The organism is Enterococcus sp. DIV2419, assembly GCF_051711865.1.
GTDB classification, from domain to species: domain Bacteria; phylum Bacillota; class Bacilli; order Lactobacillales; family Enterococcaceae; genus Enterococcus; species Enterococcus faecalis.
Map to the genome: position 1 here is coordinate 793,669 of NZ_JBIONS010000001.1, position 25,517 is coordinate 819,185.

Annotated in this window: 22 protein-coding genes; 17 read left to right on the forward strand and 5 right to left on the reverse strand. The window is 36.0% G+C overall.

Annotated features, from left to right (window positions below):
- The first annotated feature begins 8 nt into the window (after positions 1 to 8).
- Complete coding sequence (elrD, locus tag IGI97_RS03775; RefSeq protein WP_002414060.1) at positions 9 to 785, forward strand: WxL domain-containing protein ElrD; 777 nt, start codon at positions 9 to 11, stop codon at positions 783 to 785.
- Positions 786 to 859: 74 nt separating this feature from the next.
- Complete coding sequence (elrE, locus tag IGI97_RS03780; protein ID WP_002376547.1) at positions 860 to 1,885, forward strand: transmembrane protein ElrE; 1,026 nt, start codon at positions 860 to 862, stop codon at positions 1,883 to 1,885.
- 36 nt (positions 1,886 to 1,921) lie between these two features.
- On the opposite strand, the gene IGI97_RS03785 is transcribed toward elrE, so the two are convergent.
- A complete protein-coding gene (locus tag IGI97_RS03785) occupies positions 1,922 to 2,635 on the reverse strand; it encodes an HAD family hydrolase (RefSeq protein ID WP_002356474.1) in 714 nt (237 codons plus the stop codon).
- 327 nt (positions 2,636 to 2,962) lie between these two features.
- On the opposite strand from IGI97_RS03785, the gene IGI97_RS03790 reads away from it, so the two are divergent.
- Complete coding sequence (locus IGI97_RS03790) at positions 2,963 to 4,678, forward strand: ABC transporter ATP-binding protein (protein WP_289865620.1); 1,716 nt, start codon at positions 2,963 to 2,965, stop codon at positions 4,676 to 4,678.
- A 43-nt stretch (positions 4,679 to 4,721) separates the two neighbouring features.
- Here the strand turns inward: IGI97_RS03790 and trpS are convergent, their stop codons facing one another.
- Entirely contained in the window at positions 4,722 to 5,732 is a 1,011-nt protein-coding gene (gene trpS / locus IGI97_RS03795; RefSeq protein WP_002359559.1) for a tryptophan--tRNA ligase, read from the reverse strand.
- 359 nt (positions 5,733 to 6,091) lie between these two features.
- Between trpS and spxA the strand changes: the two genes are divergently transcribed.
- The 6 genes from spxA (at position 6,092) to IGI97_RS03825 (ending at position 13,427) form a co-directional block, all read left to right on the forward strand.
- Positions 6,092 to 6,490: a transcriptional regulator SpxA gene (gene spxA / locus IGI97_RS03800; RefSeq protein ID WP_002356477.1), complete on the forward strand. Its 399-nt coding sequence runs from the start codon at positions 6,092 to 6,094 to the stop codon at positions 6,488 to 6,490.
- A gap of 342 nt (positions 6,491 to 6,832) precedes the next feature.
- Positions 6,833 to 7,495, forward strand: a complete 663-nt coding sequence (locus tag IGI97_RS03805) for an adaptor protein MecA (RefSeq protein WP_002356478.1) — start codon at positions 6,833 to 6,835, stop codon at positions 7,493 to 7,495.
- Positions 7,496 to 7,583: 88 nt separating this feature from the next.
- Entirely contained in the window at positions 7,584 to 8,762 is a 1,179-nt protein-coding gene (locus tag IGI97_RS03810) for a competence protein CoiA (protein WP_438738014.1), read from the forward strand.
- Positions 8,763 to 8,809: 47 nt separating this feature from the next.
- Positions 8,810 to 10,621 (forward strand): oligoendopeptidase F, encoded by a 1,812-nt coding sequence (gene pepF, locus IGI97_RS03815; RefSeq protein ID WP_379896889.1) that lies wholly within the window; start codon positions 8,810 to 8,812, stop codon positions 10,619 to 10,621.
- A 327-nt stretch (positions 10,622 to 10,948) separates the two neighbouring features.
- The gene (locus tag IGI97_RS03820; protein ID WP_438738016.1) at positions 10,949 to 12,523 is read left to right on the forward strand and encodes a hypothetical protein; all 1,575 of its coding nucleotides are present in this window, start codon (positions 10,949 to 10,951) and stop codon (positions 12,521 to 12,523) included.
- A complete protein-coding gene (locus IGI97_RS03825) occupies positions 12,489 to 13,427 on the forward strand; it encodes a glycosyltransferase family 2 protein (protein WP_438738018.1) in 939 nt (312 codons plus the stop codon). Before IGI97_RS03820 ends, IGI97_RS03825 begins: the two co-directional genes overlap by 35 nt.
- Positions 13,428 to 14,004: 577 nt before the next feature.
- Here the strand turns inward: IGI97_RS03825 and IGI97_RS03830 are convergent.
- Entirely contained in the window at positions 14,005 to 14,664 is a 660-nt protein-coding gene (locus tag IGI97_RS03830; RefSeq protein WP_002368840.1) for a ClpXP adapter SpxH family protein, read from the reverse strand.
- Positions 14,665 to 14,727: 63 nt separating this feature from the next.
- A complete protein-coding gene (locus IGI97_RS03835) occupies positions 14,728 to 15,306 on the reverse strand; it encodes a CYTH domain-containing protein (protein WP_002356483.1) in 579 nt (192 codons plus the stop codon).
- Positions 15,307 to 15,502: 196 nt separating this feature from the next.
- On the opposite strand from IGI97_RS03835, the gene IGI97_RS03840 reads away from it, so the two are divergent.
- The 4 genes from IGI97_RS03840 to mgtE are packed head-to-tail and all read left to right on the forward strand — an operon-like array spanning position 15,503 to position 19,280.
- On the forward strand, positions 15,503 to 16,177 hold the full coding sequence (locus IGI97_RS03840; RefSeq protein ID WP_002356484.1) for a GTP pyrophosphokinase: 675 nt from the start codon (positions 15,503 to 15,505) through the stop codon (positions 16,175 to 16,177).
- A 12-nt stretch (positions 16,178 to 16,189) separates the two neighbouring features.
- Entirely contained in the window at positions 16,190 to 16,987 is a 798-nt protein-coding gene (locus tag IGI97_RS03845; protein ID WP_002356486.1) for an NAD kinase, read from the forward strand.
- Positions 16,988 to 16,994: 7 nt separating this feature from the next.
- The gene (locus IGI97_RS03850) at positions 16,995 to 17,888 is read left to right on the forward strand and encodes an RluA family pseudouridine synthase (RefSeq protein WP_002356487.1); all 894 of its coding nucleotides are present in this window, start codon (positions 16,995 to 16,997) and stop codon (positions 17,886 to 17,888) included.
- A 30-nt stretch (positions 17,889 to 17,918) separates the two neighbouring features.
- Entirely contained in the window at positions 17,919 to 19,280 is a 1,362-nt protein-coding gene (gene mgtE / locus IGI97_RS03855) for a magnesium transporter (RefSeq protein WP_002362548.1), read from the forward strand.
- 117 nt (positions 19,281 to 19,397) lie between these two features.
- On the opposite strand, the gene cutC is transcribed toward mgtE, so the two are convergent.
- A complete protein-coding gene (gene cutC / locus IGI97_RS03860; RefSeq protein WP_002359565.1) occupies positions 19,398 to 20,027 on the reverse strand; it encodes a copper homeostasis protein CutC in 630 nt (209 codons plus the stop codon).
- Between the two features lie 129 nt (positions 20,028 to 20,156).
- Here cutC and IGI97_RS03865 point away from each other — a divergent pair, with 129 nt between their 5' ends.
- The 4 genes from IGI97_RS03865 to recD2 all read left to right on the forward strand — a co-directional run bounded on the left by IGI97_RS03865 (position 20,157) and on the right by recD2 (position 25,317).
- Positions 20,157 to 21,002 carry a methyltransferase domain-containing protein gene (locus IGI97_RS03865; protein WP_438738021.1) on the forward strand — a complete coding sequence of 282 codons (846 nt, stop codon included), beginning with the start codon at positions 20,157 to 20,159 and terminating at the stop codon, positions 21,000 to 21,002.
- A gap of 311 nt (positions 21,003 to 21,313) precedes the next feature.
- Positions 21,314 to 21,820, forward strand: coding sequence for a tRNA (uridine(34)/cytosine(34)/5-carboxymethylaminomethyluridine(34)-2'-O)-methyltransferase TrmL (trmL, locus tag IGI97_RS03870; protein WP_002356493.1), 507 nt, complete (start codon positions 21,314 to 21,316; stop codon positions 21,818 to 21,820).
- Between the two features lie 216 nt (positions 21,821 to 22,036).
- Positions 22,037 to 22,681, forward strand: coding sequence for a histidine phosphatase family protein (locus tag IGI97_RS03875; RefSeq protein WP_002365042.1), 645 nt, complete (start codon positions 22,037 to 22,039; stop codon positions 22,679 to 22,681).
- Between the two features lie 26 nt (positions 22,682 to 22,707).
- A complete protein-coding gene (recD2, locus tag IGI97_RS03880; RefSeq protein ID WP_438738023.1) occupies positions 22,708 to 25,317 on the forward strand; it encodes an SF1B family DNA helicase RecD2 in 2,610 nt (869 codons plus the stop codon).
- Positions 25,318 to 25,517 lie beyond the last annotated feature (200 nt).

Here is a 25,517-nt window from a genome sequence, read left to right on the forward strand (position 1 = left end):
GCACTAACATGAAAAAAATGACCATCGCAAGCAGCTTAATTTTAGCAACCATCGCGGTAGGCACACTACCAGTTCAAGCAGAGGAAGTGGCTAATCGCGACACAGATGCTATTGTAAAATTTAAAGCACCAGATGAAAAAGATCCTAACAGCAAAAATCCTGTAGTGGATCCAGAAGACAAAGACGGCAAAGATCCTGTGACACCTATCGACCCAGTAAATCCTGACAAACCAGTTGATGAAGGTTCTACAGGCCCCTTAACCTTGGACTATGCTTCAAGTTTAAACTTTGGTGAAAATATCATCAGCACAAAAGATGAAATCTATTTTGCATCAGCACAAGTTTTAAAAGATAAAAATAATGTTGAAAAAACGGGTCCATTATTTGCTCAAATTACAGATAATCGTGGAACTTTAGAAGGCTGGACTTTATCTGCAAAACAAAATTCTGCATTTACTTCTGCTACAAAAGGTCAGACACTTGAAGGAACTGAAATTGTCTTTCAAAATGCTTCAGCTGTGACAGCAGGACAAAGCGCTGCACCAACAAGTTTAGCGAGCGTAACTTTTGGTACAGTGGGTGAAAGTCATAACGTGATGGTAGCCGCAACAGATCAAGGTGCTGGGAAATGGTCATACTTATACGGCAATGCTAGTTCAATTGCTGAAGTTGACGGCCGTCAAGTAATGAAAGATGTTCAATTAAAAGTGCCAGGTAAATCAGTTAAATTAAACGATGCCTACAAAACAACAATTACTTGGACATTAGCTAATACGCCAGCATAAAAAGAACCTTTTTGGAGAAAGGAAGAGGGGAACTCAGCCTTTCTCCTTTACATAGAAATGGAGTGTAGAGCGAAATGAAAAATAGATATTTTATTCTGATGATCCTAAGTTTTTATTTCTTTGCTTTTGGGATTGAAACCTCAGCAGCAGAATTACGATTTAGTGTTGAAACAGAAATTCCAGAAAACCAAATAGATAAAACAAAAACATATTTTGATTTAATGATGAAACCAGACCAAGAACAAATTTTGAAAGTTCGAGCGGCCAATAGTACAGATGAAAATTTAGTGATTGATGTTAGTGTGAAGTCGGCCACAACAAACAGCAACGGAGTGATTGAATATGGTGAGTCGTTGACAGCTTTAGATAAATCTGCACCAGCAGATTTATCAGAAATCATTCAACTGAAAGACGGCGGTGAGAGTGTTGAATTGCCTGCTAAAAGTGAAAAAGTAGTTGAATTGCGAGTGAAGATGCCGAAAGAAGAGTTTTCAGGGCAACTAGCGGGCGGGATCACGTTTAGTGAAAAAGTCGATGAAACGAAAGACAAGCAAAAAGAAAATACAAACGGCTTAGCAATTGAAAATCGCTATGCCTATACAGTAGCTGTTTTACTTCGAGAAAATGAAACAGTTGTGCAACCTGAATTGTCTTTGGAGAAAGTTGAACCGACGCAAAGAAATGCGCGCAGTGTTATTTCTGCAACACTGCTAAACCATGAAGCAGCCTATCTTCAATCAATGAAAGTAACGGCAAATGTTAAAAATAAGAAAACAAATAACGTTATTTTAGAGAAAGAACAAGAAGATATGCAAATGGCGCCCAATTCAATTTTTAATTTCCCTATTCCTTATGAAGAAAATGAAATGGAAGCTGGGACGTATGTATTGGCAATGACTGTGGAAGGCTCAGGAAAAAAATGGCAATTTACGAAAGAATTTACGATCTCAAAAGAGGAAGCAAAAACATTTAATGAGAAAGATGTAACCGTCAAAAAAACGGAATCTAAACTTATTTATCTCTTAATCGGTTTATTGATCCTTTTATTGATAATCTGTCTGTTCATCATTTTACGTCTGAAAAAACAAAAAAATAAATAAAAAAAAGCCGCTCTTCAAATTGAAGAACGGCTTTTTTTAAAGATTAAATAATTTCTCCACAGTCGGACAAAGTTCGGTGAAACAAGTGACTTCTGCAAGGTGTGATGCAGGTTGGCAACTTGGTAGTTCTCGAGAGCGGTGGTTAAACCAAAGAGAATGCCAGCCACCATTACGTGCGCCTACAATATCATTGTCATAACTATCACCAACATATAAAGTATGTTCAGGTTCCATACAAAATTGATTACAGGCTAAATCAAAAATTTCCTTTTCAGGTTTTTGGAAACCCGTACTTTGAGAAATAATGATATTTTGGCTTGGAACCCATTTTTCAAGATTCAATTGTTTAACTTTTTTAAATTGATGGTCTGTTGGACCATTTGTAATAATCCCCATCGGAATTTCTTTCTCTTGTAAAGTATCAAGAAGCTTAGTAACTTCTGGATGCATCGTAATATTATCCAATTCTTCTTCATAAACTTGTTGGAAAATTTTTCCTTCTTCTTGTGAAATTCCTGGATAGTTTAGATCCTTTAATGTTTCATTCATCCGGAAAAACCGCATGAAATCTAGGGACCATTCATTGGCTAAAACTTTCGGAAACGTTTCATCGCTGTGGTGTCTAAAACGAAGATACAATTCATGCATATCCTCTGTCGCAACGTTTGGGAAAATTTTAGTCATCGCATTTCGAAAGGGTTGTTGCTGATCGTACAGCGTGTCATCAACATCAAAAACAATGGTTCTCATTTAACAAGTGCACCTCTTAACTTTTTTACAAAACTTTTCATATGTTATATTGTAGCTGATATTTTCACAAATAAATAGAGTATTTTTCACTGTATTTCAAGGTTTTTCGCAGAAATCAAAGCCTTGCGGGAAAAGACAATTATAGTTATTTTTACCGAAAAAATGGAAACGATAAATGAAAAAATATTCTGATAATGAAAAGTTTGTGAAAATGATTTTGAGTCAAAGTTACTTAAATAACACGTGTTCTGATAGAAGTTAGAATTTTGCAAGAGACAGTCTTTTTCCGTATAATGAGTGAGAATGAAGGGGGAGAGTTAGGGAGTTATGTTAAAGCGTTTTTTTGGGTATTATCGACCTTATCGTCGATTATTTATTTTGGATTTTGGGTGTGCCGTTTTTGCGGGGCTGTTAGAGTTGGCTTTTCCAGTAGCAGTCAATCAAGTAATTGATAAGATTATGCCAAAAGGAGATTTTCGCCTCATTGCATTAGCTAGTGCGGGCTTATTTGCATTTTATATAATCAATACGTTTTTACAATTTATTGTGGTTTATTTTGGTCATATGTTAGGCGTGAATATTGAAACAGATATGCGTGAAGAATTATATCAGCATCTGCAAACACAACCGTTTGAGTATTATGATAATCAAAAAACAGGGAAATTAATGAGCCGTTTGACCACTGATCTTTTTGAAATTTCGGAAGTGGCGCATCATGGTCCAGAAGACGTCTTTATTACGATTATGACGTTAGCAGGTTCTTTTTTATTAATGTTAACCATTCACGTGAAATTAGCCATCGCTACGTTTATTTTATTGCCATTTATCACGATTGCGCTAGGCTATTTTAATAAAAAAATGACAAAAGCGAATACGGATATTTACGATAATTTAGGTGAATTTAATGCTGGGATTGAAGCGTCAGTAAGTGGGATACGTGTCACGCAATCTTTTGCAAATGAACCATTTGAACGAAAACAGTTTAATTATTTAAATCAAATGTATCGAAAATCGAAATTATATTTTTATAAGGTGATGGGTGTCAGTTCCGCCTATAATTACTTATTAATTCGTCTGATAAATTTATTTTCATTAATTTTTGGTGCGTATTATACAATTAAAGGAGAAATTACAGAAGGTCAGTTTGTAGGATTTATTTTATTAGCCAATATTTTTATTCGGCCGATTGAAAAAGTCAACAATATGATTGAAAGTTATCCCAAAGGATTTGCTGGTTTTAAACGTTTTACGGAAGAAATGGACAAACAACCGTCCATCAAAGATTTGCCAGGAGCTGTTGCTGTTTCGCATTTAGAAGGAACGATTGCCTATAAAGACGTTTCATTTGCTTATGAAAATGGCACAAAAGTTTTAGACCATATCAATTTAAAAATTCAACCTGGTGAAACCGTTGCTTTCGTTGGCCAAAGTGGTTCAGGAAAAACGACCTTGTGCAATCTGTTGCCTCGTTTTTATGAAGTCAGTAGTGGTGAAATTACGATTGACGGTAGAAATATCCAGCAAATGACCTTGGCTTCAATACGTAAGCAGATTGGAATTGTTCAACAAGATGTGTTTTTATTCCCTGGAACATTACGAGAAAATATTGCTTATGGGAATTTAAATGCTACAGAAATAGACATTCAACAAGCGGTGAAATTAGCACATTTAGAACATGTAATTCAGCTAATGCCAGATGGCTTGGACACAATTATTGGCGAACGTGGCGTGAAATTATCGGGCGGTCAAAAGCAGCGAGTGGCAATTGCGCGAATGTTCTTGAAGAACCCGCCGATTTTAATTCTAGATGAAGCGACTTCTGCATTAGATACAGAAACAGAGCAAGTGATTCAAGAGTCATTAAACTCGTTAGCTGACGGGCGAACAACATTAATTATTGCCCACAGACTGGCAACGATTAAACATGCTGATCGAATAATCGTAGTGAGTGACCAAGGAATTTTAGAAGATGGAACACATGAAACTTTGTACGCGCAAAGAGGCCACTATCGTCGGCTGTACGATGCTCAATTTAGAACATAAAAAAACCCGCGAATAAAACTTCGCGGGTTTTTATTATATTTAGTTAGCGCCGAACTTTTCTTCCCAAACCAACAGCATTTTTCATTCGTTGAAGTGTTTTGTTGGCTACCTGGCGAGCGTTTTCTGCACCCTCATCTAAAATCATATCTAATTCTTCTGAAGCTAAAAGTTCTTGGTAGCGCACTTGAATAGGTTCTAATAAGGCAACTACTGCTTCTGCTAAATCTGCTTTGAAGTCTCCATAGCCTTTGCCTTCGTATGCTTGAACAAGTTCCTCAACAGTTTGACCTGTCGCAGCAGAATAAATATTTAGTAAGTTAGTAATGCCAGGCTTTTCTTCTTTATTATATTCAATTACACCAGTTGAATCAGTTACAGCAGAGCGGATTTTTTTGCGAATCACTGCTGGCTCATCAAGCATTGAAATAAAGCCCTTCACATTTGTATCAGACTTACTCATCTTTTTCGTTGGTTCTTGTAAGCTCATAATTCGACTACCTTGCTCAGCGATTTTTACTTCAGGCATCGTTAAAATTTCTTGATTTTTTTGAGCGTAACGTTTGTTGAAGCGTTCCACAAAATCACGTGTTAATTCTAAGTGTTGTTTTTGATCATCTCCGACTGGCACTAAGTCAGCGTTGTACAACACGATATCACCAACCATTAATGGAGGGTATGTTAAAAGACCAGCGCTTACGCCAGCACGACCATTTTTTTGCGATTTATCTTTAAATTGTGTCATTCGCTCTAACTCACCAATAGAAGTATTGCACTGAATGATCCAACCAGCTTCTGCATGCGCACTCACTTCAGACTGTATGAAAATTGTTGCTTTTTGTGGGTCTAAACCAACCGCTAGGTAAAGAGCTGCTAAGCTACGAATTTGTTGGCGTAGCTTTTGCGGTTCTTGGGGAACGGTAATGGCATGTTCATCCACAATACAAAAATAACAATTGTATTCATTTTGTAATTCGATAAATTGTTTCATTGCACCAATGTAATTTCCGATTGTCGGAGTACCACTGGGCTGAATACCAGAAAAAATTGTTTTCATTAAATAACCACCTGACTTTAGACTTAAGATAGTGAATAGTTCTATTATACATTTTATTAGAAAAAAATACATGGGAACTTCTTGAAAAATCACCAAGAGAAGTAAATTATAACAGCAACTATAAAAATAGAAAACTGTATTACTTTTTTACAGAATCATAACGAATATCCATAAAATTTTATAAAAATTAACCCTAATTTTACACGGATGTAATGAAGGAAAAATAAACAAAGTTAATAAAAAATGTTTAAAAACCCCTAGTATTTTTATTAGAAATTAGGTATACTGGTTTTAAATAGAGGAACAGTACAGTTCCCTGTTTCAGAAACGCGATGATTCGCGAAAAGGAGTGATGCACAATGTTGACACTTTATACTTCCCCAAGTTGCACGTCATGTCGTAAGGCTAGAGCCTGGTTGCAAGAGCACGAAATTCCTTTTAAAGAAAGAAATATTTTTTCTGAACCTTTAAATATTGAGGAATTAAAAGCAATTTTAATCATGACAGAAGATGGAACAGAAGAGATTATCTCTACTCGCTCTAAAGTTTTCCAAAAATTAAATATGGATTTGGACGAGCTTCCACTTCAAGATTTATTAGAGTTGGTTCAAGAAAACCCTGGATTGTTGCGTCGGCCAATTATGATTGATGAGAAAAGATTACAAGTCGGTTTTAACGAAGATGAAATTCGTCGATTCTTACCAAGAGATGTTCGACAACTGGAATTGCGCCAAGCACAATTAATGGCAGGTTTATAAAAAATATAAAATTTTGTTCTTTATTTGTTAATTGTAATAAAGAACGACTCATATGAATTTAGGGCCAGGGATTTTTATCTCTGGCTTTTTAATACATATTTAGAACTTGTATTCATTTGATTTGGCAGAACGTGGTCAAGGAAAAATAGTATCTTTTTTGGAGAGACTGCGTTAAGATGAAGAGGTAGAAGGAGCGAAAAACCAATCGTTAAAAAAGTTCAAAGTTTATAAAACGTTCGCTAGTTTTCGAGGATTTACAGACTTTCCACTTTACTTTTGTGTAGTTTTCGCTACAATGAACGTAAGAAGTTTCCTGATTGAAGCAAAGAGAGGTGTAGCGCTATGGAAATGGAACATATTAATGAAAATACGATTCGTGTGTTAATTGGCAACGAAGACCTGGCGGATAGAGGGATTACTTTTCTTGACTTACTAGGAAACCACAAAGATGTTGAAAATTTCTTTTATAGTATTTTAGAAGAAGTTGATGTCGAAGATGAATTCCAAGGCAGTGAAGCAGTCACTTTCCAAGTCTTGCCTAAAAATGATGGTTTAGAACTGTTTATTAGTAAAAATGTCGCTATGGACGACTTGTCTTCCTTAGAAGGTCTGAGCGAAGTCAATGCAGATGTTAGCGAATTAATTCGCAAACAAATTGAAGCAGACAAAGCAGCCGCCGATGAACTTGATGAGATGGAAGCCACAGATGAAACAAACAGAAATGTAATCTTTGAATTAGATAATTTTGAAGCGATGATCCAATTATCCAAAGAAGTCTTCATGCAATCTGTTTTGACTAACTTATACACGTACAACGATCGTTATTACTTACAAGTTTTGTTCTTAACCGATGAATTAGAAAAAACAAATGTTGACAATGAAATTGCACAGATTTTAGAATTTGCTCATAAAACAACTGTCACTCAGGATACTTTAGTCGAATATGGCACTTGTATTATGGAACGCAGTGCGTTGGAATTAACACGTTATTACTTTAATGATTAAGCAAAAAAGCAAAAACTTTCGAGTTTTTGCTTTTTTTTTGATGAAAATTAAGAAACTTTGCGTAGTTTATTTATGAGAGGTGAAAATCATGTTAACAGCTTTAACGGCAGACAACCAAGAGTTATTTTCTTTAATCGATTGCTCGATTGATGAATTAACACAGATACGAAGCGAACAAGCTTTTGTGTGTCCAATGTGTCATCAATCGGTCATTTTGAAGGCAGGCCCCATTAAAATACCCCATTTTGCTCATCGTAAAAAGAATAGTTGTTGGTACGAAGCAGAAGCTGAAACAGAAGAACACCTCCGCTTGAAGCAGCTTTTTGCGGAAAAGTGTTTACGTGAAAAGCTGTCTTTTCAAGTTGAGGCATACTTACCCGCCTTGAAGCAACGCCCAGATTTACTCATTGGGAAGATAGCCATTGAAATTCAATGTAGTCCATTGCCAATTAAACGTTTGGTGGAACGGACGGAGACTTATCAAGCTCATGGCTATCAAGTTGTTTGGATTTTAGGTGAACGATTAGTGCCTAAAGACAAGCTCACGCAATTAACGAAACAATTTCTTTACTTTTCGGAGTCCTTGGGGTTTTATTTATGGACGGCCAATAAGAAGCAAGAACGAATAGAATTACTTTGTCATATTGAAGAGAGTCAATGTCAACAATTTTATAGAAGAAAACAATCATGGGATTTTTACGAAAAAAAATTACTAGAAATCATCCAACTACCGACTGCTAATTTAAATTTACTGCCAGATAGACGGCACACTGGCCAATTGATGCATGATTATTATCAAAAATTGACGCAACAACTTGGTTACAGAAATGCTCAGTTGCTTAGAACACAAAGCTTTTTATACACGAAAGGTTGTCACCTTCTCCAGTTACCTTCTTGGTTTTACTATCCTGGATTGAAGCTATTACCTTCTTCTGAAGAAGATATTCATTTAAAAATGCTTGTTTGGGAAGCACTAAAAACCAAAGAAGAGCGTTTAGTGACCAAACATGAACTATGGCGTATCTTGGAAGTTAGTTTTTTGGAAGAAGGAAACTTTATTTGGCAACCGCTGCCGAATATTGACTTAAAAAAACTTTTTAAAATCGTGGGGAATAGCTTATTGAGCTGGTTACAAGAATGTTATGTGTTAATTAAAGTAAATAATAAGTACCTAATAACTAGTATTTTCCTAAGAGAAGATCCTGAAAAGCTCATTCATTGGCTAAAAAAAGTGAAAAAACAACATTTTTTTAGTCACACGTGTTAAATTATGATAGTATAATGAGTAAAACGTTTCTTAAAGGAGAGTAAACTATGAGCGAAATTAAACAATTACCAACACGTGATGAAGTTCCAACTCCATTAACTTGGGATTTAACCAAAATTTTTAAAGATGATGCTGCTTTTGATGTTGCGTATAATCAGTTGACAGAAGAGCTAAATCAAGCAGAATCATTTAAAGGAACCTTAGGGAATGGTGCAGAAGCTTTTCTAGCTGCGTTAGAATACGTTTTAGATGTCTATCGAAAAGTGGAAACATTATATGTCTATTCTCATTTAAAAAATGATCAAGACACTACAAATACAGCTTACCAAGCTTTATATGCCAGAGCTAGTTCTTTATATGCACAAGTTAGTGAAGCTGTTTCTTGGTTTGACCCAGAGGTTTTAACATTAAGTGATGAACAAATCTGGGGATATTTTGAAGAGCAGCCGAAATTAGCTGTTTATCGTCACTATATTCAAAATATTTTAGATGAACGTCCCCATGTTTTATCGATGGAACAAGAAGCTTTACTGGCGGGGGCTAGTGAAATTTTTGGTGCCTCAAGTAATACATTTTCAATTTTAAATAATGCAGACTTAGAATTTCCAACTGTGCAAAATGTTGAAGGCGAAACGATTCAACTTTCTCATGGCGTTTATGGTCAATTAATGGAAAGTGTCGATCCATCTGTTCGTGAAGCAGCATTTAAAGGGTTGTACAAAGTGTACAAACAATTTAGAAATACATTAGCCTCAACTTTAGGTGCACATGTTAAAACACATAATTATAAAGCAAAAATTAGAAATTATGATTCTGCTCGGGCAGCCTCTTTAGCAAGTAATCATATCCCTGAAAGTGTTCACGAAACATTAGTAGCTGTAGTAAATAAACATTTACCTTTGCTACATCGTTATGTAAAATTAAGAAAAAAATTATTAAACGTAGAAGAATTACACATGTACGACTTGTATGCGCCTTTGCTAGGTGAAGCACCAATTCGTTACAGCTATGAAGAAGCAAAAGAAAAAGCAATTGAGGCTTTAAAACCACTAGGTGAAGACTATTTATCTATTGTTAAAGAAGCTTTTTCAAGTCGTTGGATTGATGTGATTGAAAATCAAGGAAAACGAAGCGGCGCATATTCTTCAGGAGCTTATGATACAGCCCCATACATTTTAATGAATTGGCATGATAGTTTGGATCAACTATTTACATTAGTCCATGAGATGGGCCATAGTGTTCATAGTTACTATACAAGGAATAATCAGCCGTATGTTTATGGCGACTATTCAATTTTCTTAGCTGAGATTGCTTCAACCACAAATGAAAATATTTTAACAGAATATTTATTACAAACAGAAACAGATCCTAAAGTACGTGCGTATGTCTTAAATCACTATTTAGACGGCTTTAAGGGAACCATTTTCCGTCAAACGCAATTTGCGGAATTTGAGCATTTTATTCACACGGAAGATGCTAAAGGCACGCCATTAACGAGTGAATATTTGAGTGAGTATTATGGCGAGCTCAATGCTAAATATTATGGACCAGAAGTAGTTAGAGACGAAGAAATCAGTTACGAATGGGCGAGAATTCCACATTTTTATTACAATTATTATGTTTATCAATATGCAACTGGCTTCTCAGCCGCTTCGGCATTGTCTAAACATATTTTAGCTGGAGAAGAAGGAGCTTTAGAGAACTACCTTAACTACTTGAAAGCAGGAAGTAGTGACTTCCCAATTGAAGTGATGAAAAAAGCGGGCGTGGATATGACACAAGCCGCGTATATCGAAGATGCAATGAAAGTTTTTGAAGAACGTTTAACGGAATTAGAAGCTTTGGTTGAAAAATTATAACAAGGATTAGAAACTAAAGTTTAAGTTAAGAAATGTTAGAAACTTGATAAGTGAATAGAGATTCTATCTTTGTTTTATCAAAATGAAATGCTTCTGTTTCAACTATCAAATAAAGTGTTAAATTCTATTGTCTGTATTTTATGAGAAGATTATTAAATAAAAAGCGTTCTAAAATAATTAATTTTTTATAAGTTTAAATTTACCCATATTAAATTTTTTTGCAAAATAAATATGATATAATTAACAGACAGCTGAGATTTTATATTTTAAGCTGTCTGTTTTTGCTTATGTTAAAATATACAGTAATTTTTTTGGAAGGAAGAAGAGATGAATATTAAGAATTTTCTATACAAGTCTATTAACTTTATTTTTACTTTAGCAATCTTAATTACACTTTTTGGAGTTATACGACATCCGTATTTCAATATAGCAAACTTAAAGGGTGCATCACTTGTTTTAGGATTAGCATTAGTTTGTTTTATTGTCTGTATTATCATATCAAGTAATGTTAGAAATTATTTTTTATTTTTTTTGAAACAAATTAAGGATTATATTAGAAAGAATATAAAAGTTATTACAATTTTAATTGTTACGATTACTATATTATTACAATTCATTCTTGTGAGTACTATATCAGCTCCCATTGGTTGGGATGTCAAAGTGATATTTTTGGGAGTAACAAAAAATCAACCCATGGATGCGTATCTTTCGAGATATCCTAATAATGCATTTTTCTTTTTTGTGATGTTAGGAATAACAAAAATAGCTAATATTTTTGTAGATGGTATAGGTAATACGTGGCTATTTTGGCAATTATGTAGTACGGTGTTTATTGATTTAGGTTTCTTTTTCTTATATACCGCTACCAAACGGCTATTTTCTCATATGATTGCTTATTTAGTATTTTATTTGTCGATTCTTAGTTTAGCGTTATCTCCGTTAATTATTGTTCCGTACACAGATATAGGAGCATTCACAATTGTGTCTTTTAGTATGTTTTTGTATTCGTTTATTAACACAAAAAAACAAAATAGCTTACTTTTTAGTATGATGTTAGGCATTTGTTGTGCAATATTATATCTAATTAAGCCATCTGCAATCATATTTATCATTGCTTGGAGTATTGTTAAATTTATTGATTGTTTACAGAAGAAAATACAACCAATAAATTTAGCGAAGGTATTGAATATTCTTATTGCTTTTATTTTTATGTTTGGTACAATCAGTAGTTTCTCTATTTATAGAAGTACACAAACAACGATTGAATTCAATAAAAATGAACAGTATCCAATGACTCATTGGATGATGATGGGATTAAAAGGCAACGGAGGATATAACTTATCCGATTCTAATGCGACTAGTAGTCAAAAAAAATATCAGGATAAAAAGGACTACAATATTAAAGTCATAAAAAAAAGACTAAAAGATTATGGACCGATAGGATATACAAAGTTTTTATTGAATAAGCAATATTATAATACAGCCGCTGGAGATTTTGATTGGAAAGATTATGGACCACGACCTATGGAACTCGACCGCGATTCTAATAGATCAAGGTTTAAAATATTTTTACAAGACAATTATTTTCAAGTAGGTAAATGGACGTCATTCATGAAACTTTATATGCAGATTATGTGGCTAATAACCATAATAGGTATGTTTATTACTGGATGTTCATTTAATATGAAAAAAATAGATGAAAAAGAATTAATCATAAAGCTTACTATTATTGGAGCTATGATGTTTCTACTATTATTTGAAGGTGGTCGCTCGCGCTATTTAATTCAATTTTTACCATTTTTCTATTTACTTTCAGCAATTGGATGGGAAAGTGTGTTAACAGCAACTAATAGGAGGAAAAAAGAAAATGTCAAAACTTTTTATAGTAGTACCATGTTATAATGAAGAGGAAGTACTACCTATTTCCAGCAAGGTATTGTTGGATTTTTTAAAACGAATGATTGCTAAGAATAAAATAAGTACAGAAAGTTCCATTTTGTTTGTGGATGATGGTAGTAAAGATAAAACATGGGCTATTATTAAAAGACTATCTGAACAAGAAGAACATTTTAAAGGTCTTAAATTTAGTCGCAACTTTGGTCACCAAAATGCACTTTTAGCTGGTATGACGACAGCGGTTCAATTTGCAGATATGATTGTTACGATTGATGCAGATTTACAAGATGATGTCGAGGCAATTGAGGGAATGATTGATGCTTATCATGATGGAAACGATGTTGTTTATGGCGTTCGTAGTAACCGTGATACAGATACCGCGTTCAAAAGAAAAACTGCGGAAATGTTTTATTCATTTATGAATAAACTAGGTGTGAATACCGTACCAAACCATGCAGATTTTCGTTTGATGAGCAATCGGGCGACTAAGGTATTACTAACTTTTAAAGAAGAAAACTTATTTTTAAGAGGGATGGTTCCATTAGTTGGATTTCCTAGTACAAAAGTTTATTATTCAAGAAATATTCGAGTAGCTGGTGAGTCAAAATATCCGCTAAAAAAAATGCTTAATTTTGCTATGGAAGGCATTACTTCCTTTTCAATTGTACCAATAAAAATGGTTAGAAACATAGGGTTTATTACTTTATTAATTGGTATCTTTTATATGATTTATAGTTTAATACAACATTTTACAGGAAATGTTGAAGCTGGTTGGTCTTCTCTTATCATCAGTATCTGGTTTTTAGGGGGAATTCAATTAATCAGTCTGTCTATTGTGGGCGAATATATTGGTAAAATTTATTCCGAAGTTAAGGGGCGACCACGTTTTATTATTGAAGAAGAAGTCTAAATTAAAAAATAGAATTTTTTAGTAAAATACAAAATTGAGCTCGAGTACCGGCTGGAGAAATCTAGTCGGTATTTTTATGAAATGAAACGTTTACTGTATTGAACACTGAACCGAAGTTTCGTTTTGCTTCGCTGATAATTAGAGGAAATCAATTTATTAATTTCTTTTGTCAAGAATTGCTTTTATATTCGAGTGTTTAGCAATATGGAAAGGACAAAACTTTATCATTAAACAAATCAAGAAAAGGATTCAGCTAGAGCATCATTCTTAATTAGGATGTTCCGTTTTGATTATGTTTCGAATGCTTAAATTCAGGTGTATCCGTTGGCAGTTTTTTGATGAAGGACCTTAAAATTAAATTTTTCTACTATTTTGACTCATTCTTGTACAGTGGAATATGAAGAGATATTAAATTGCTTTGTCCAGTGTTTGATAGCATCTATTCTCCATTTTGATAAGCTTTTACTACTTTGTTCTTGAATGTATAATCATATTTTGCTAGTTTAAATACGCCTTCAAAGTTAGATTTTTGTTCTAATTTTGGAGGCGTATTATACAGCTATATGGTCCTTCTTTTTTATAATAAATGTAAATGTCCATTTGGAAAATGATAATTGGAGCGACGTTTAAATTCAAAGGTTGCGTCACCTTGGTTCAGCAACGGTTCGTTATGTGGATGGACACGACAAAGTTGTTTAATTTCATCCATGTTTTCAAAATTTTCGACTAAAATGCCGAAATCGTTCTCGCAAGTATAGTTGTAAACGACTGCGGTAGGATGTTGTTTAATCCCCATTTCTCGAGCAACTTTTTGGTCGGTTTGGAAAGATTCTTTGACAAAATCGGATTGTCGGTCTTTACGATACATATCAATATCCCCGCCGGCCGCTAGAAGTAGTTCTTCTGATAACTCAGGAGAGTAAGCTAGACCGTCTTCAGCTACTGCTTTTTGTAAGCCAATCAACAATTGTCGGCCTTTTTTTCGGCCTTGTAACTGTGCTGCTTTATAGTCAAGAGCGGCTGAGTATAAATCTTCAAAAATTCGATTCCGTCGTTTAATGTCATTAATCGGAATATGTTGACGACTCAAAAATTCATTGATCGTTTTCATGTTTAATAAAGGAATAAAGCGCAATTGTATTTTCTTCTTGTCGTTAACAGACAATTGTATAATTTCTTTTTCAATTTCTAAACAGACGCCGCCTAAAGGATTGACGAACAAATAAATTTCAACCATTCATACTTCCTCCAATGCCATGCTTTTTCAAATACAGGTGCCAGAACGTCAGTGCTTCGAATACTAAGGGGCAGTGGTCCGCATCATGCGTTGAATCTTGTTAGGTGCAAGCGTAATGGGAATGTTCAAATCAGCCATTAATGTTTGAAACGCTTGCTTGCCGCTTTCAGCTTCAGTAACTTCTAACTCTAATTCAAAATCGTGCTGTTGGTTATACCAACTTTCGTCTAACGCAAGTAGTCCTTGAGGAATTTGTTTTTCTGCACGTGCTGTTTTTAATGAACCAATTAAATGGATCGAGGCGATTTCAATACCTAATTCTTGTAATTTCTTCGCCACAGCCCCCTCAGTAGGGAGGTGATTCCTCTTGATAAAGTGGTTCGCCGTCTCAAGCGATAAAGGGTCATTGATTTCTAATAATCCTTCTGGCGCAGGAACTTTTAAGGTTAACTCACCACGATCTGCTAATACGCGAATTCTTAAGCCCATTCGTTGTGCTTTTAATTGAAAATCGTCCGTATCAAAATAATGATTTGTTTGCGTAAAAAAGTCCGTTTTTTGAATAGCAAAATGGTCGATTAATCGTTTGAAATCTTGCGGACTAACTAATGTTTTAAATTCAATTTCTAAGTGCTCACTCATGGGGTTCTCTCTCTTTCTTAAATCACTCCAATTTTCACATATTATATAGGTTTCCGTCAAGAAAAGTGGTCTTCTCTGTGAAAAATTTTTCTAATGAAAGGCGTTTGGAAATCAAATAGCGAATAACACCCTATTTTAGGGAGGACTGTGGTAAAATAATCAGTGAATGAAATTCAAGGAAATTGAGGGATCTACCATGGAACGAGAGTGGGAGCTGTTTTTAGCGCCATATGAACAGGCGGTCAGCGAATTAAAAGTAAAACTACGAGGTATTCGTAAACAATTTCGGGAGCAAGATAAACACATACCAATTGAATTCGTTACAGGACGTGTGAAACCAGTAGATAGTATTTTGACAAAGACGGCTATTCGGCATATTCCTTTAAATCGGATTGAAGAAGAAATGCAAGACATTGCTGGTTTGCGGATTATGTGCCAATTTGTGGAAGACATTTACCAGGTAGTCGCACTTTTAAGAAATCGTAAAGACTTAAAAATTGTGGAAGAACGGGACTACATTGAAAATAAAAAAGAAAGTGGCTATCGTTCGTACCATGTGGTAGTGGAATATCCTGTGCAATTAGTCACCGGGGAAAAGATTATTTTGGCCGAAATCCAAATTCGGACACTCTCCATGAATTTTTGGGCAACGATTGAACATTCTTTGAATTATAAATATCAAGGTGTCTTTCCTGAAGAAATGAAAGAACGCCTTCAGCGAGCGGCAGAGGCAGCCTATTTATTAGATGAAGAAATGTCATCTATTCGTGAAGAAATTCAAGAAGCACAACATTACTTCTCTCATGGCCGTGGATTGCTAGAAAACGAATACTATAAGCAAATTAAAAACGAAACACCAGAAAATCAGTAAAGGAGTCTGCTTATGAAAGTGGCGATTGTTCATAACTCGGAAGAAAAATCGAAACAAGTCACAAAACAACTGACAACACTATTAGAGCAAAACCAAATTCAAATAGACAATCGTCAACCTGAACTTGTGATTTCAGTCGGCGGAGATGGTACGCTTCTTTCCGCTTTTCATCGATTTAATCATCTGTTAAACGAAGTAAGTTTCTTAGGTGTACATACCGGACACTTGGGTTTCTATACAGATTGGCGTGATTATGAATTAAAAGAACTAGTTGAGAGTTTGTGTATTCATCGTGAAAAAAGTACGAGTTATCCATTATTAGATGTGCGGATTCGGTTTAGAGATGGGAAACCAGATAAACATTTTTTAGCATTAAATGAATCAACAATTAAACGAGGAAACCGGACGATGGTGGGCGATGTGTTTATTAAAGATGAACTGTTTGAACGATTTCGTGGTGATGGGTTGTCGATTTCGACCCCAACCGGCTCTACTGCGTATAATAAAAGTATTGGTGGGGCTGTTTTGCATCCTAGCATTAATGCGTTTCAGTTAACCGAAATCGCCTCCTTAAACAATCGTGTCTTTCGAACATTGGGGTCACCGATTGTAATCGCACATACGGAGTGGCTGGAGATTAAATTACAGGAAAGTGATGATTATTTTGTCACGGTGGACCAATTAGATATTTATCAAGAAAATATCGCTTCTGTCTGCTATCGAATTGCAGACGAACGGATTCATTTTGCCTCTTATCGGCACATGCATTTTTGGCATCGAGTGAAAGATGCCTTTATTGGTGAGGATTAATTAAACGATGGAATTTCAATGGACATATGACAAAGAAACAACACAACAAGTGAAATATTTTTTAAAGGAACAAGGTGTTTCAAAAGGGTTATTAGCAAAGGTGAAATTTCAGGGTGGTAAAATTCAAGTGAATGGGACCGTTCAAAATGCCATCTATCCTTTACAAACTGGCGATGTCGTTAAAATGACGATTCCAGATGAAGCGGAACATGAGACATTATTAACAGATGATGAACCGATTGAAATTGTGTTTGAAGATGATCATTTTTTAGTAGTTAATAAGCCTGCTGGCATTGCCTCGATACCTGCTCAGTATCATCCTTCAGGAACGATGGCGAATCGTGTTAAGGGCTATTACAAGCGTCAAAATTACGTGAATCAAGTTATTCATGTCGTGACTCGTTTAGATCGAGATACTTCTGGGCTGATGTTATTTGCGAAACACGGCTTTGCTCATGCTTTAATTGACCAAGAATTACGAGAAAAAAAGGTGACAAAAATTTATTATGCCCTTGTTGGTGGAGCGATTGAGCAGTTAAGCGAGCATCAATTGATTGAAAAGCCAATTGGGCGCGACTTGTCCTCTTTATTAAAACGCCAAGTTATCGAAACAGGTCAATTTGCTAGTACAGAATATTGGCTCGCAAAAAGAGGAGCCCAAGCAGCAGCTGTGCGCATTCAGCTCCATACAGGACGAACACATCAAATTCGGGTACATTTTGAAGCAATTGGCTGTTCATTGTTAGGGGATGAGATGTATCATGGAAAGATGGATCAAGGAATTGAGCGGCAAGCGTTGCATTGCATGGAACTAATTTTTACTCATCCTTTTACCAAAGAAACGGTTCATCTGATTTCCCCACTAGCGGAGGATATGAAAAGTGTAGATGATACGTTATAATAATAAAGAGGCAGGAGGGGAAAGTGTAAGATGAATGAAGGCCAAGAAATGGAAGAGCAATTTGCCCTTCTTTTAGAAACGCTAAAAAATCAACAAATGAACGAATTTCGTGAGCTATTTTTAGCGTTACACATTTATGAACAAGGACAATTTTACCAATCGTTAGATGAAAAAGACCGACAACATTTATACAATTACCTATCTCCGAAAGAACTAGCGGATATGTTTGATGTTATCGAAGAAGATAATGAGAATATGAAAGATTATTTAGCTGAAATGCGCCCAAGTTATGCAGCCGATATGTTAGCTGAGATGTATACCGATAATGCGGTGGATTTACTAAATATGTTAGATAAGAGTCAAAAGGCGAAATATCTTAGTTTGTTAAGTAGTGAAGAAGCAGGCGAAATTAAAGAGTTACTTCATTACGAAGATGAAACTGCTGGGGCGATTATGACCACCGAATTTGTTTCGATTGTGGCGAATCAAACAGTGCGTTCTGCGATGTACGTCTTAAAGAATCAAGCGGACATGGCGGAAACAATCTATTACGTTTACGTAGTCGACCAAGAAAATCATTTAGTCGGCGTTATTTCGTTGCGGGATTTAATTGTTAATGATGATGATACCTTGATTGCTGATATTTTGAATGAACGGGTTATTTCAGTTCATGTTGGCGATGACCAAGAAGATGTCGCGCAAACAATTCGTGACTATGACTTCTTAGCTGTGCCAGTTACAGATTATGATGATCATTTGTTGGGGATTGTAACAGTTGATGATATTATTGATGTTATCGATGATGAGGCCGCTAGCGACTACTCTGGTTTAGCCGGGGTCGACGTTGAAGAAGTTAGTGAGAACCCTTTAAAAGCCGCTTCTAAACGATTACCTTGGTTAATTACGCTGCTGTTTTTAGGGATGTCTACGGCCTCGTTAATCAGTAATTATGAGTCTTTAGTTAGCGAAGCGAGTATTTTAGCCGTTTTTATTTCTTTAATTACCGGAACAGCCGGCAATGCCGGGACACAATCATTGGCGGTCGCGGTACGCCGTTTGGCTATGAAAGATGAAAAGGATAGTAATTTTGGACGCTTAATCTTAAGTGAAGTGCTCACGGGACTAGTGACGGGGGCTGTGACAGGTTTAACCATTATGATTGTGGTTGGCGTGTGGCAACATAATCTTCCACTTGGATTTGTGATTGGGATGGCAATGCTCTGTGCAATTACTGTGGCGAATTTAGCAGGGAGTTTAATCCCAATGTTAATGGATAAATTAGGGTTTGATCCCGCAGTTGCCAGTGGCCCGTTTATTACTACCTTAAGTGATTTAACCAGTGTATTAATTTATTTCAATATTGCCAGCATGTTTATGCGTTATTTTGTTTAAAAAATTGCACTTATTTATCATGAGACTAAGGTAAAAGGTTTCGTTGGTTTGCTTAAAATCAAAAAAGTGAGATAGCCGTTAATACGACGGCTACCTCACTTTTTTAGATACAAGAAATTAAACAATTTTTGTGCCATGGACTTCTGTGACTTTTAAAGTGTCCATCACAGTTTGAACGTTTTCTGTGGAAATACCGCCACCTGGTAAAATAAGAATCCGTTGATCTGCGTAGGCAATTAATTCTTTTAAATGATCAAAGTTGTCTTCGATAGGGGTACCAGCTGGCCCGCCATGAGTTAAAATACGCGTCACACCACGCTCAGCTAACCAGTCGATCGCCTTAAATTGGTTTTCTTTCGACAAGGCATCAAAAGCCATATGGAAAGTGATTTGCAAGCCTTCAGCTGTTTCAATGAATAAGTCCAAAGCTTCTTCATCTAACCAACCGTCCTCAGTTAAACAGCCAATAACAATGCCGTCGGTTCCTAATTTCTTTGCTTCGATTAAATCGGTATGCATAATTTTTAATTCAATATCATTATAGACAAAATTGCCGCCACGAGGACGAATGATTGTCATCACTGGTACTGAATGTTCGCCAGCGTATGCTAAGACTTCTTCAATAACACCAGTACTTGGCGTCGTTCCACCTACGGCTAAGTTATCGCATAATTCGATGCGATTCGCACCTTTTTGAATGGCTTGGGGAATCTTAGTGAAATTTTCGGCACAGAATTCTTTAATCATTTCTTATCGCTCCTTGCTTTTTCTTCACAGGCATTGTACCATAATTCTGCTTACTACCATAGCCCTGAAAAAAAGAGTGCAACTTTTTATAAGAGAAAATGTTCATTTGATGAACGTAAGGAGTTTTAAATGTTAAAGAAAATTGAACGAGCACAACAATTATTGAAAAAAGAAGCAGCCGTATTTCGCTGTCCAACTTGTCATGAACCAATGCATGTAGAAGGGGTTGGTCTGATTTGTCAACAGAGGCATCAATTTGATTTATCCAAGAAAGGCACGCTATACTTTCTAAATCATGGCGTCCAGACAGAATATAATAAAAAAATGTTTACTTCCCGAGGAAAAATGATTCAAAGTGGCATGTACGCGCCTGTTTTAAACAAAATTATGCACTATCTTCCTCAAAATAAAACAGTAGTCGATGTTGGTTGTGGTGAAGGGAGTTTTCTAGCTGAGTTAAGTCAAGCAGGCTTATCTGGACTGAAAATCGGGTTTGATTTATCAAAGGAAGGAATCTATTTAGCAAGTAATCAGCCAATTGATGCGTTTTGGTGTGTGGCGGATTTAACGAATTTGCCATTTGCGGATCAAGGACTTGATACGATTTTAAATATTTTTTCTCCTTCACATTATCAAGAATTTCGGCGAGTACTAAAAGCTGATGGGACTGTGATTAAAATTATTCCTGAAGAGAATTACTTAAAGGAATTACGAGCGGCTTTTTATCCCAATGACGAAAAGAAACAAAGTTATTCCAATCAAAAAGTAGTCCAACGTTTTTCCGAGGAATTAGCTGTGGAAGTAGATGAACGAATAACTTATTGCTTTGACATTCCCGAGGAAAGACGGTTGGATTTATTAGAAATGTCGCCATTAGAGTGGCAAGTTTCTCAAGAAGTTAAAGCCAAACTACAACAGCGACCATTGGAAAAAATCACGATTGACGTCCGCTTGTTAGTAGGTCGTAAAAGATAGACTTTTTTGTGAAGAAAATCCTAAAAAAGTCTTGCAATAAAGTGACATTGGTGTTATATTACTTACAAGTTGTTTTTTCATTGGTTTTTATCAGGGTCCTGTTCTGATAAAAGTTAGTGAAGAGACCTTCACTAACGTAACGACTCGCCGTGCTAGACACCGAGACGGTACGTTTTTTTTTATTGGTTAGAATAGCTGCCGCCTGACATCATCGCGTCATGCGGTTTTTTTGAAAATAAGTATTGTGGGCGCTATTTATTTTGAATTTATGCTAAAATGAACACGATTGATATTTGAGGAGCTGAAGATAGTTGACGAACCATATTGTTTTATTTGAACCACAAATTCCAGCAAATACTGGAAATATTGCACGGACATGTGCAGCGACGAATACACCGTTGCATTTAATTGAACCTTTAGGATTTTCAACAGATGATAAACACCTAAAACGTGCTGGATTAGATTATTGGAATGATGTAAATATTACGTATCATAAAGATTTGGCTGCCTTTTTAGCCCATGTGGCAGGCAAACACTTGCATTTAGTAACCAAATTTGCTCACCAAACATACAGCGAGGTCAATTATAATGATGGCGAGGATCATTATTTTCTTTTTGGAAAAGAAACAACGGGCTTACCAGAAACGTTTATGCGAGAAAACGAAGAAAAGTGTATCCGAATTCCTATGAATGATGAACATGTGCGCTCATTGAATCTTTCTAACACTGCCGCACTAATTGTTTATGAAGCCTTACGTCAGCAAAATTTTCCGAACTTAGAACTGACGCATCATTATGAAAATGATAAATTGGATTAAAAAAAGTTAAGACAGTAGCGCTTTTTTCAAAAATGTCAGAAGAAAGTGGTTTTATTTTTACTGTTGCCCAATTTTCAAGCCTAGAACAAAAAACAATTTAGATTTTTGTTCTAGGCTTATTTTGCTTGGATTACTAGAAACTTCCATGGATATTTTCGCAGGGAAGTGATAAACTAGAAAGACATATGAAGAGATAAAGAAGTTTGGAGAAGTTACATGAAATTATATTTTACACGACATGGAAAAACTGAATGGAATCAACAGAAACGATTTCAAGGAATGACAGGAGATTCGCCGTTATTACCAACTAGTTATGACGAAATTAAACAATTAGGCCAATATTTACAAGATATTCCGTTTGAAAAAATTTATTCTAGTCCGCTATTACGTGCCAAAAATACTGCGCGGGGAATTCAACAAGAATTGAATCGTCCAGTTGAAATTGTTTATACAGATAGCTTAAAAGAATTAGGTTTAGGTCGTTTAGAAGGACAATATATTGAAGAAATGCGTAATTTTTATGGAGAAGAATTAGATCATTTACGGCATCGTTTAGATTTGTATGATCCAACAATTTTTGATGGTGAACCAATCGAGCAAGCGATTCAACGGATTTCAGAAACAGTTGCTGAAGCGGCGAAGCAGCACGAAGGTCCAGTTCTATTTGTCGGACACGGAGCAGCCTTGACAGCGGCAATCCAAGCGATGGCTGGTAAACCATTATCAGAATTACGGACAATGGGCGGGCTGTTAAACAATAGCCTCTCAATCCTTGAAACAAAAGAGGCATCAAGGAACATGCCGTACGACTTAACGTTATGGAATGATACGTCTTTTTTAGCTAAAGAAAAAGCACAATAAGCACACAACAGAAAGGAGGGCTTGTAGTGGTAACACTTTTTGGTGAGGACGAAGAAAAAGCCTTTATTGTTGGGACTGTACAAGCAATCTTTTTTGAAAATCCCAGTAATTTTTATAAAGTCGTTCTTGTAAATGTGACCGATACAAATACAGATTATTTAGAAAAAGAAATTGTAGTAACTGGAAGTTTTGGCCAAGTTCAAGAAGAGGAACCCTATCGTTTCTTTGGTCATTTTGTGGACCATCCTCGTTATGGCAGACAGTTTCAGGTGGATAGTTATCAGCAAGAAAGACCGACTTCGGCTAGTGGGGTGGTTAACTATTTATCAAGTGACAAATTTCCTGGCATTGGTAAACGAACCGCTGAAAAAATTGTTGAAGTATTAGGGGAAAGTGCGATTGACCGAATTATTGATGACCCGAGTGTTTTGGAAGAAGTTACTGTTTTAAATGAAAAAAAACGTCAAGTAATCGTCGAAACAATTCGCTTGAATCACGGGATGGAGCAAGTGATTGTGGGACTAAATCGATACGGCTTCGGTAGTCAGTTAGCTTTTTCAATTTATCAAACCTATCAAGAAGAAACCCTTTCTGTGATTCAAGAAAATCCTTATCAGTTAGTTGAAGATATTGAGGGAGTCGGATTTAAACGAGCGGACAATATTGCTGAACAAATCGGCATTCAGGCGGATTCTGCTGTTCGAATTCGAGCGGCGATTTTACATGAAGTGTTTGAGCACTCCATTCGCTCAGGCAATACGTATGTTCAAGCAGATGTTTTGTTAGAAGAAGCGATTCGGACCTTGGAAGCAAGTCGCCCAGTGGAAATCTCACCTGATCAAGTAGCCAATGAAATTATTACGTTAGTCGAACATGGAAAAATCCAACAAGAAGAGACTAAACTTTTTGAGAACAGTCTCTATTTTTCTGAATGGGGCATTGGTACTTCGATTCAGCGTTTACTTTCTCGTAAAAAAGAAATTCATTACGAGGAAGAAGAAGTCCAAAAAAATATCCGAATGATTGAGAAACGTTTAAATATCCAGTATGGCGACTCGCAACAAGCAGCGATTGAAGAAGCGATTAAATCACCGTTATTTATTTTAACTGGAGGGCCCGGAACAGGGAAAACAACTGTTATTAATGGGATTGTCTCGTTGTTTGCGGAACTAAATGGTCTTTCATTAGATCTCAAAGACTATACGCAGGAGATGTTTCCAATCTTGCTAGCGGCGCCAACTGGGCGAGCAGCGAAACGTATGAACGAAACGACAGGTTTACCTGCAAGTACCATCCATCGTTTGTTAGGCTTGACAGGTCGTGAAAAAAATCCGAGTTTAACCGCCAAAGAATTAGAAGGTGGTTTGCTAATTGTAGATGAAATGTCAATGGTGGATACTTGGTTAGCCAATACGTTATTAAAAGCTATTCCGACAAACATGCAAGTGATTTTTGTTGGTGATAAGGATCAGCTACCGTCTGTCGGTCCAGGTCAAGTCTTACATGACTTATTGCAAATTAACGAAATTCCCAAATGTGAGTTAAACGAAATTTATCGTCAAGGAGACGGTTCAAGTATTATTCCTCTTGCCCATGAAATTAAAGAAGGAAAGTTGCCTACTGATTTTCAAAAAAATCAAAAGGATCGCTCGTTCTTTGCAAGTGATATTGGTCATATTGAAGAATACATTCGACAAATCGTCACAAAGGCAAAAGCAAAAGGGTTTACGCCACAAGATATCCAAGTTTTAGCGCCAATGTATCGTGGCGCAGCTGGCATTGATGCCTTGAATAAGATGATGCAAGAAATCTTCAATCCAAATGATGGTAAGAAAAAAGAAGTCAAATGGAATGACACCGTCTATCGGATTGGGGACAAAGTTTTGCAACTAGTCAATACGCCAGAATTAAATGTGTTCAATGGAGATATGGGAGAAATCGTCGGAATTACTTTAGCCAAAGACTCAGAGGACAAAGTGGACGAGTTGGTTTTACAGTTTGATAATAATGAAGTAACGTATAAAAGAAATGAATGGAATAAAATTACGTTATCCTATTGTTGTTCGATTCATAAAGCGCAAGGTAGTGAATTCCGCATGGTGTTACTGCCAATGGTTCATCAGTATAGCCGAATGCTGCAACGAAATTTGCTGTATACAGCAGTGACACGTAGTAAAGAATTATTAATTCTATTAGGTGAGGTTTCTGCTTTTGAAACATGTGTCAAAAACGAATCGGCTAGTCGCATGACGATGCTAAAAGAACGAATCGTGAATGCAGAACAAATGACCTTAACGACTAGAACCCAGTTAGAAGCCTATGAAGAAGGTTTAACGGCAGACCATCCATTTACTGAAAAGGAAACAAAAGCTGTCTCTTATGAAACTGAACAGCAATCAACGAAAGCCGATCAGATAAAAGAAACAGACGAGCAATTAGTTGACACGACGGTACAAGAAGTTTCACTATTTGCTGATGAAGAGGAAGAGTCAACCCCAGAAACAGCAAAGAAAGCGACAAAAGTTGTCGAAGAACCATTACCAAAAGAACCACGACTAACAGTCGAAATTATTCAAACAAATGCTGTTGATCCAATGATTGGAATGAAGGATACGACGCCTTATCAATTTATGTGAGAAAAGGAAAGAGGTCGGGACAGAAGTGTTTAACTCCGAGAAATAAGAAGGAATTTCCGAAAATTGTTCTTTAATTTTTGGAGAATTTCGGCTTATTTCCGAAGGAGTTGCTTCTGTCCCCGCCGTTTATCAATTTTTAAGCCTGGGCCAAAAATCCAAAGTGATTTTTGGCCCAGGCTCTTTTTCAACCTTAAGGAACT

What these genes read in the sequence shown, in the direction of transcription:
- IGI97_RS03875 (WP_002365042.1), top strand. Translation starts at nt 22,037, where the DNA reads ATGAAATTATATTTTACACGACATGGAAAAACTGAATGGAATCAACAG.
- trpS (WP_002359559.1), bottom strand. Translation starts at nt 5,732, where the DNA reads ATGAAAACAATTTTTTCTGGTATTCAGCCCAGTGGTACTCCGACAATC.
- IGI97_RS03825 (WP_438738018.1), top strand. Translation starts at nt 12,489, where the DNA reads ATGTCAAAACTTTTTATAGTAGTACCATGTTATAATGAAGAGGAAGTA.
- IGI97_RS03840 (WP_002356484.1), top strand. Translation starts at nt 15,503, where the DNA reads ATGGAACGAGAGTGGGAGCTGTTTTTAGCGCCATATGAACAGGCGGTC.
- IGI97_RS03820 (WP_438738016.1), top strand. Translation starts at nt 10,949, where the DNA reads ATGAATATTAAGAATTTTCTATACAAGTCTATTAACTTTATTTTTACT.
- IGI97_RS03865 (WP_438738021.1), top strand. Translation starts at nt 20,157, where the DNA reads ATGTTAAAGAAAATTGAACGAGCACAACAATTATTGAAAAAAGAAGCA.
- pepF (WP_379896889.1), top strand. Translation starts at nt 8,810, where the DNA reads ATGAGCGAAATTAAACAATTACCAACACGTGATGAAGTTCCAACTCCA.
- IGI97_RS03790 (WP_289865620.1), top strand. Translation starts at nt 2,963, where the DNA reads ATGTTAAAGCGTTTTTTTGGGTATTATCGACCTTATCGTCGATTATTT.
- IGI97_RS03850 (WP_002356487.1), top strand. Translation starts at nt 16,995, where the DNA reads ATGGAATTTCAATGGACATATGACAAAGAAACAACACAACAAGTGAAA.
- elrE (WP_002376547.1), top strand. Translation starts at nt 860, where the DNA reads ATGAAAAATAGATATTTTATTCTGATGATCCTAAGTTTTTATTTCTTT.
- IGI97_RS03845 (WP_002356486.1), top strand. Translation starts at nt 16,190, where the DNA reads ATGAAAGTGGCGATTGTTCATAACTCGGAAGAAAAATCGAAACAAGTC.
- spxA (WP_002356477.1), top strand. Translation starts at nt 6,092, where the DNA reads ATGTTGACACTTTATACTTCCCCAAGTTGCACGTCATGTCGTAAGGCT.
- IGI97_RS03835 (WP_002356483.1), bottom strand. Translation starts at nt 15,306, where the DNA reads ATGAGTGAGCACTTAGAAATTGAATTTAAAACATTAGTTAGTCCGCAA.
- IGI97_RS03810 (WP_438738014.1), top strand. Translation starts at nt 7,584, where the DNA reads ATGTTAACAGCTTTAACGGCAGACAACCAAGAGTTATTTTCTTTAATC.
- IGI97_RS03785 (WP_002356474.1), bottom strand. Translation starts at nt 2,635, where the DNA reads ATGAGAACCATTGTTTTTGATGTTGATGACACGCTGTACGATCAGCAA.
- mgtE (WP_002362548.1), top strand. Translation starts at nt 17,919, where the DNA reads ATGAATGAAGGCCAAGAAATGGAAGAGCAATTTGCCCTTCTTTTAGAA.
- elrD (WP_002414060.1), top strand. Translation starts at nt 9, where the DNA reads ATGAAAAAAATGACCATCGCAAGCAGCTTAATTTTAGCAACCATCGCG.
- IGI97_RS03830 (WP_002368840.1), bottom strand. Translation starts at nt 14,664, where the DNA reads ATGGTTGAAATTTATTTGTTCGTCAATCCTTTAGGCGGCGTCTGTTTA.
- cutC (WP_002359565.1), bottom strand. Translation starts at nt 20,027, where the DNA reads ATGATTAAAGAATTCTGTGCCGAAAATTTCACTAAGATTCCCCAAGCC.
- IGI97_RS03805 (WP_002356478.1), top strand. Translation starts at nt 6,833, where the DNA reads ATGGAAATGGAACATATTAATGAAAATACGATTCGTGTGTTAATTGGC.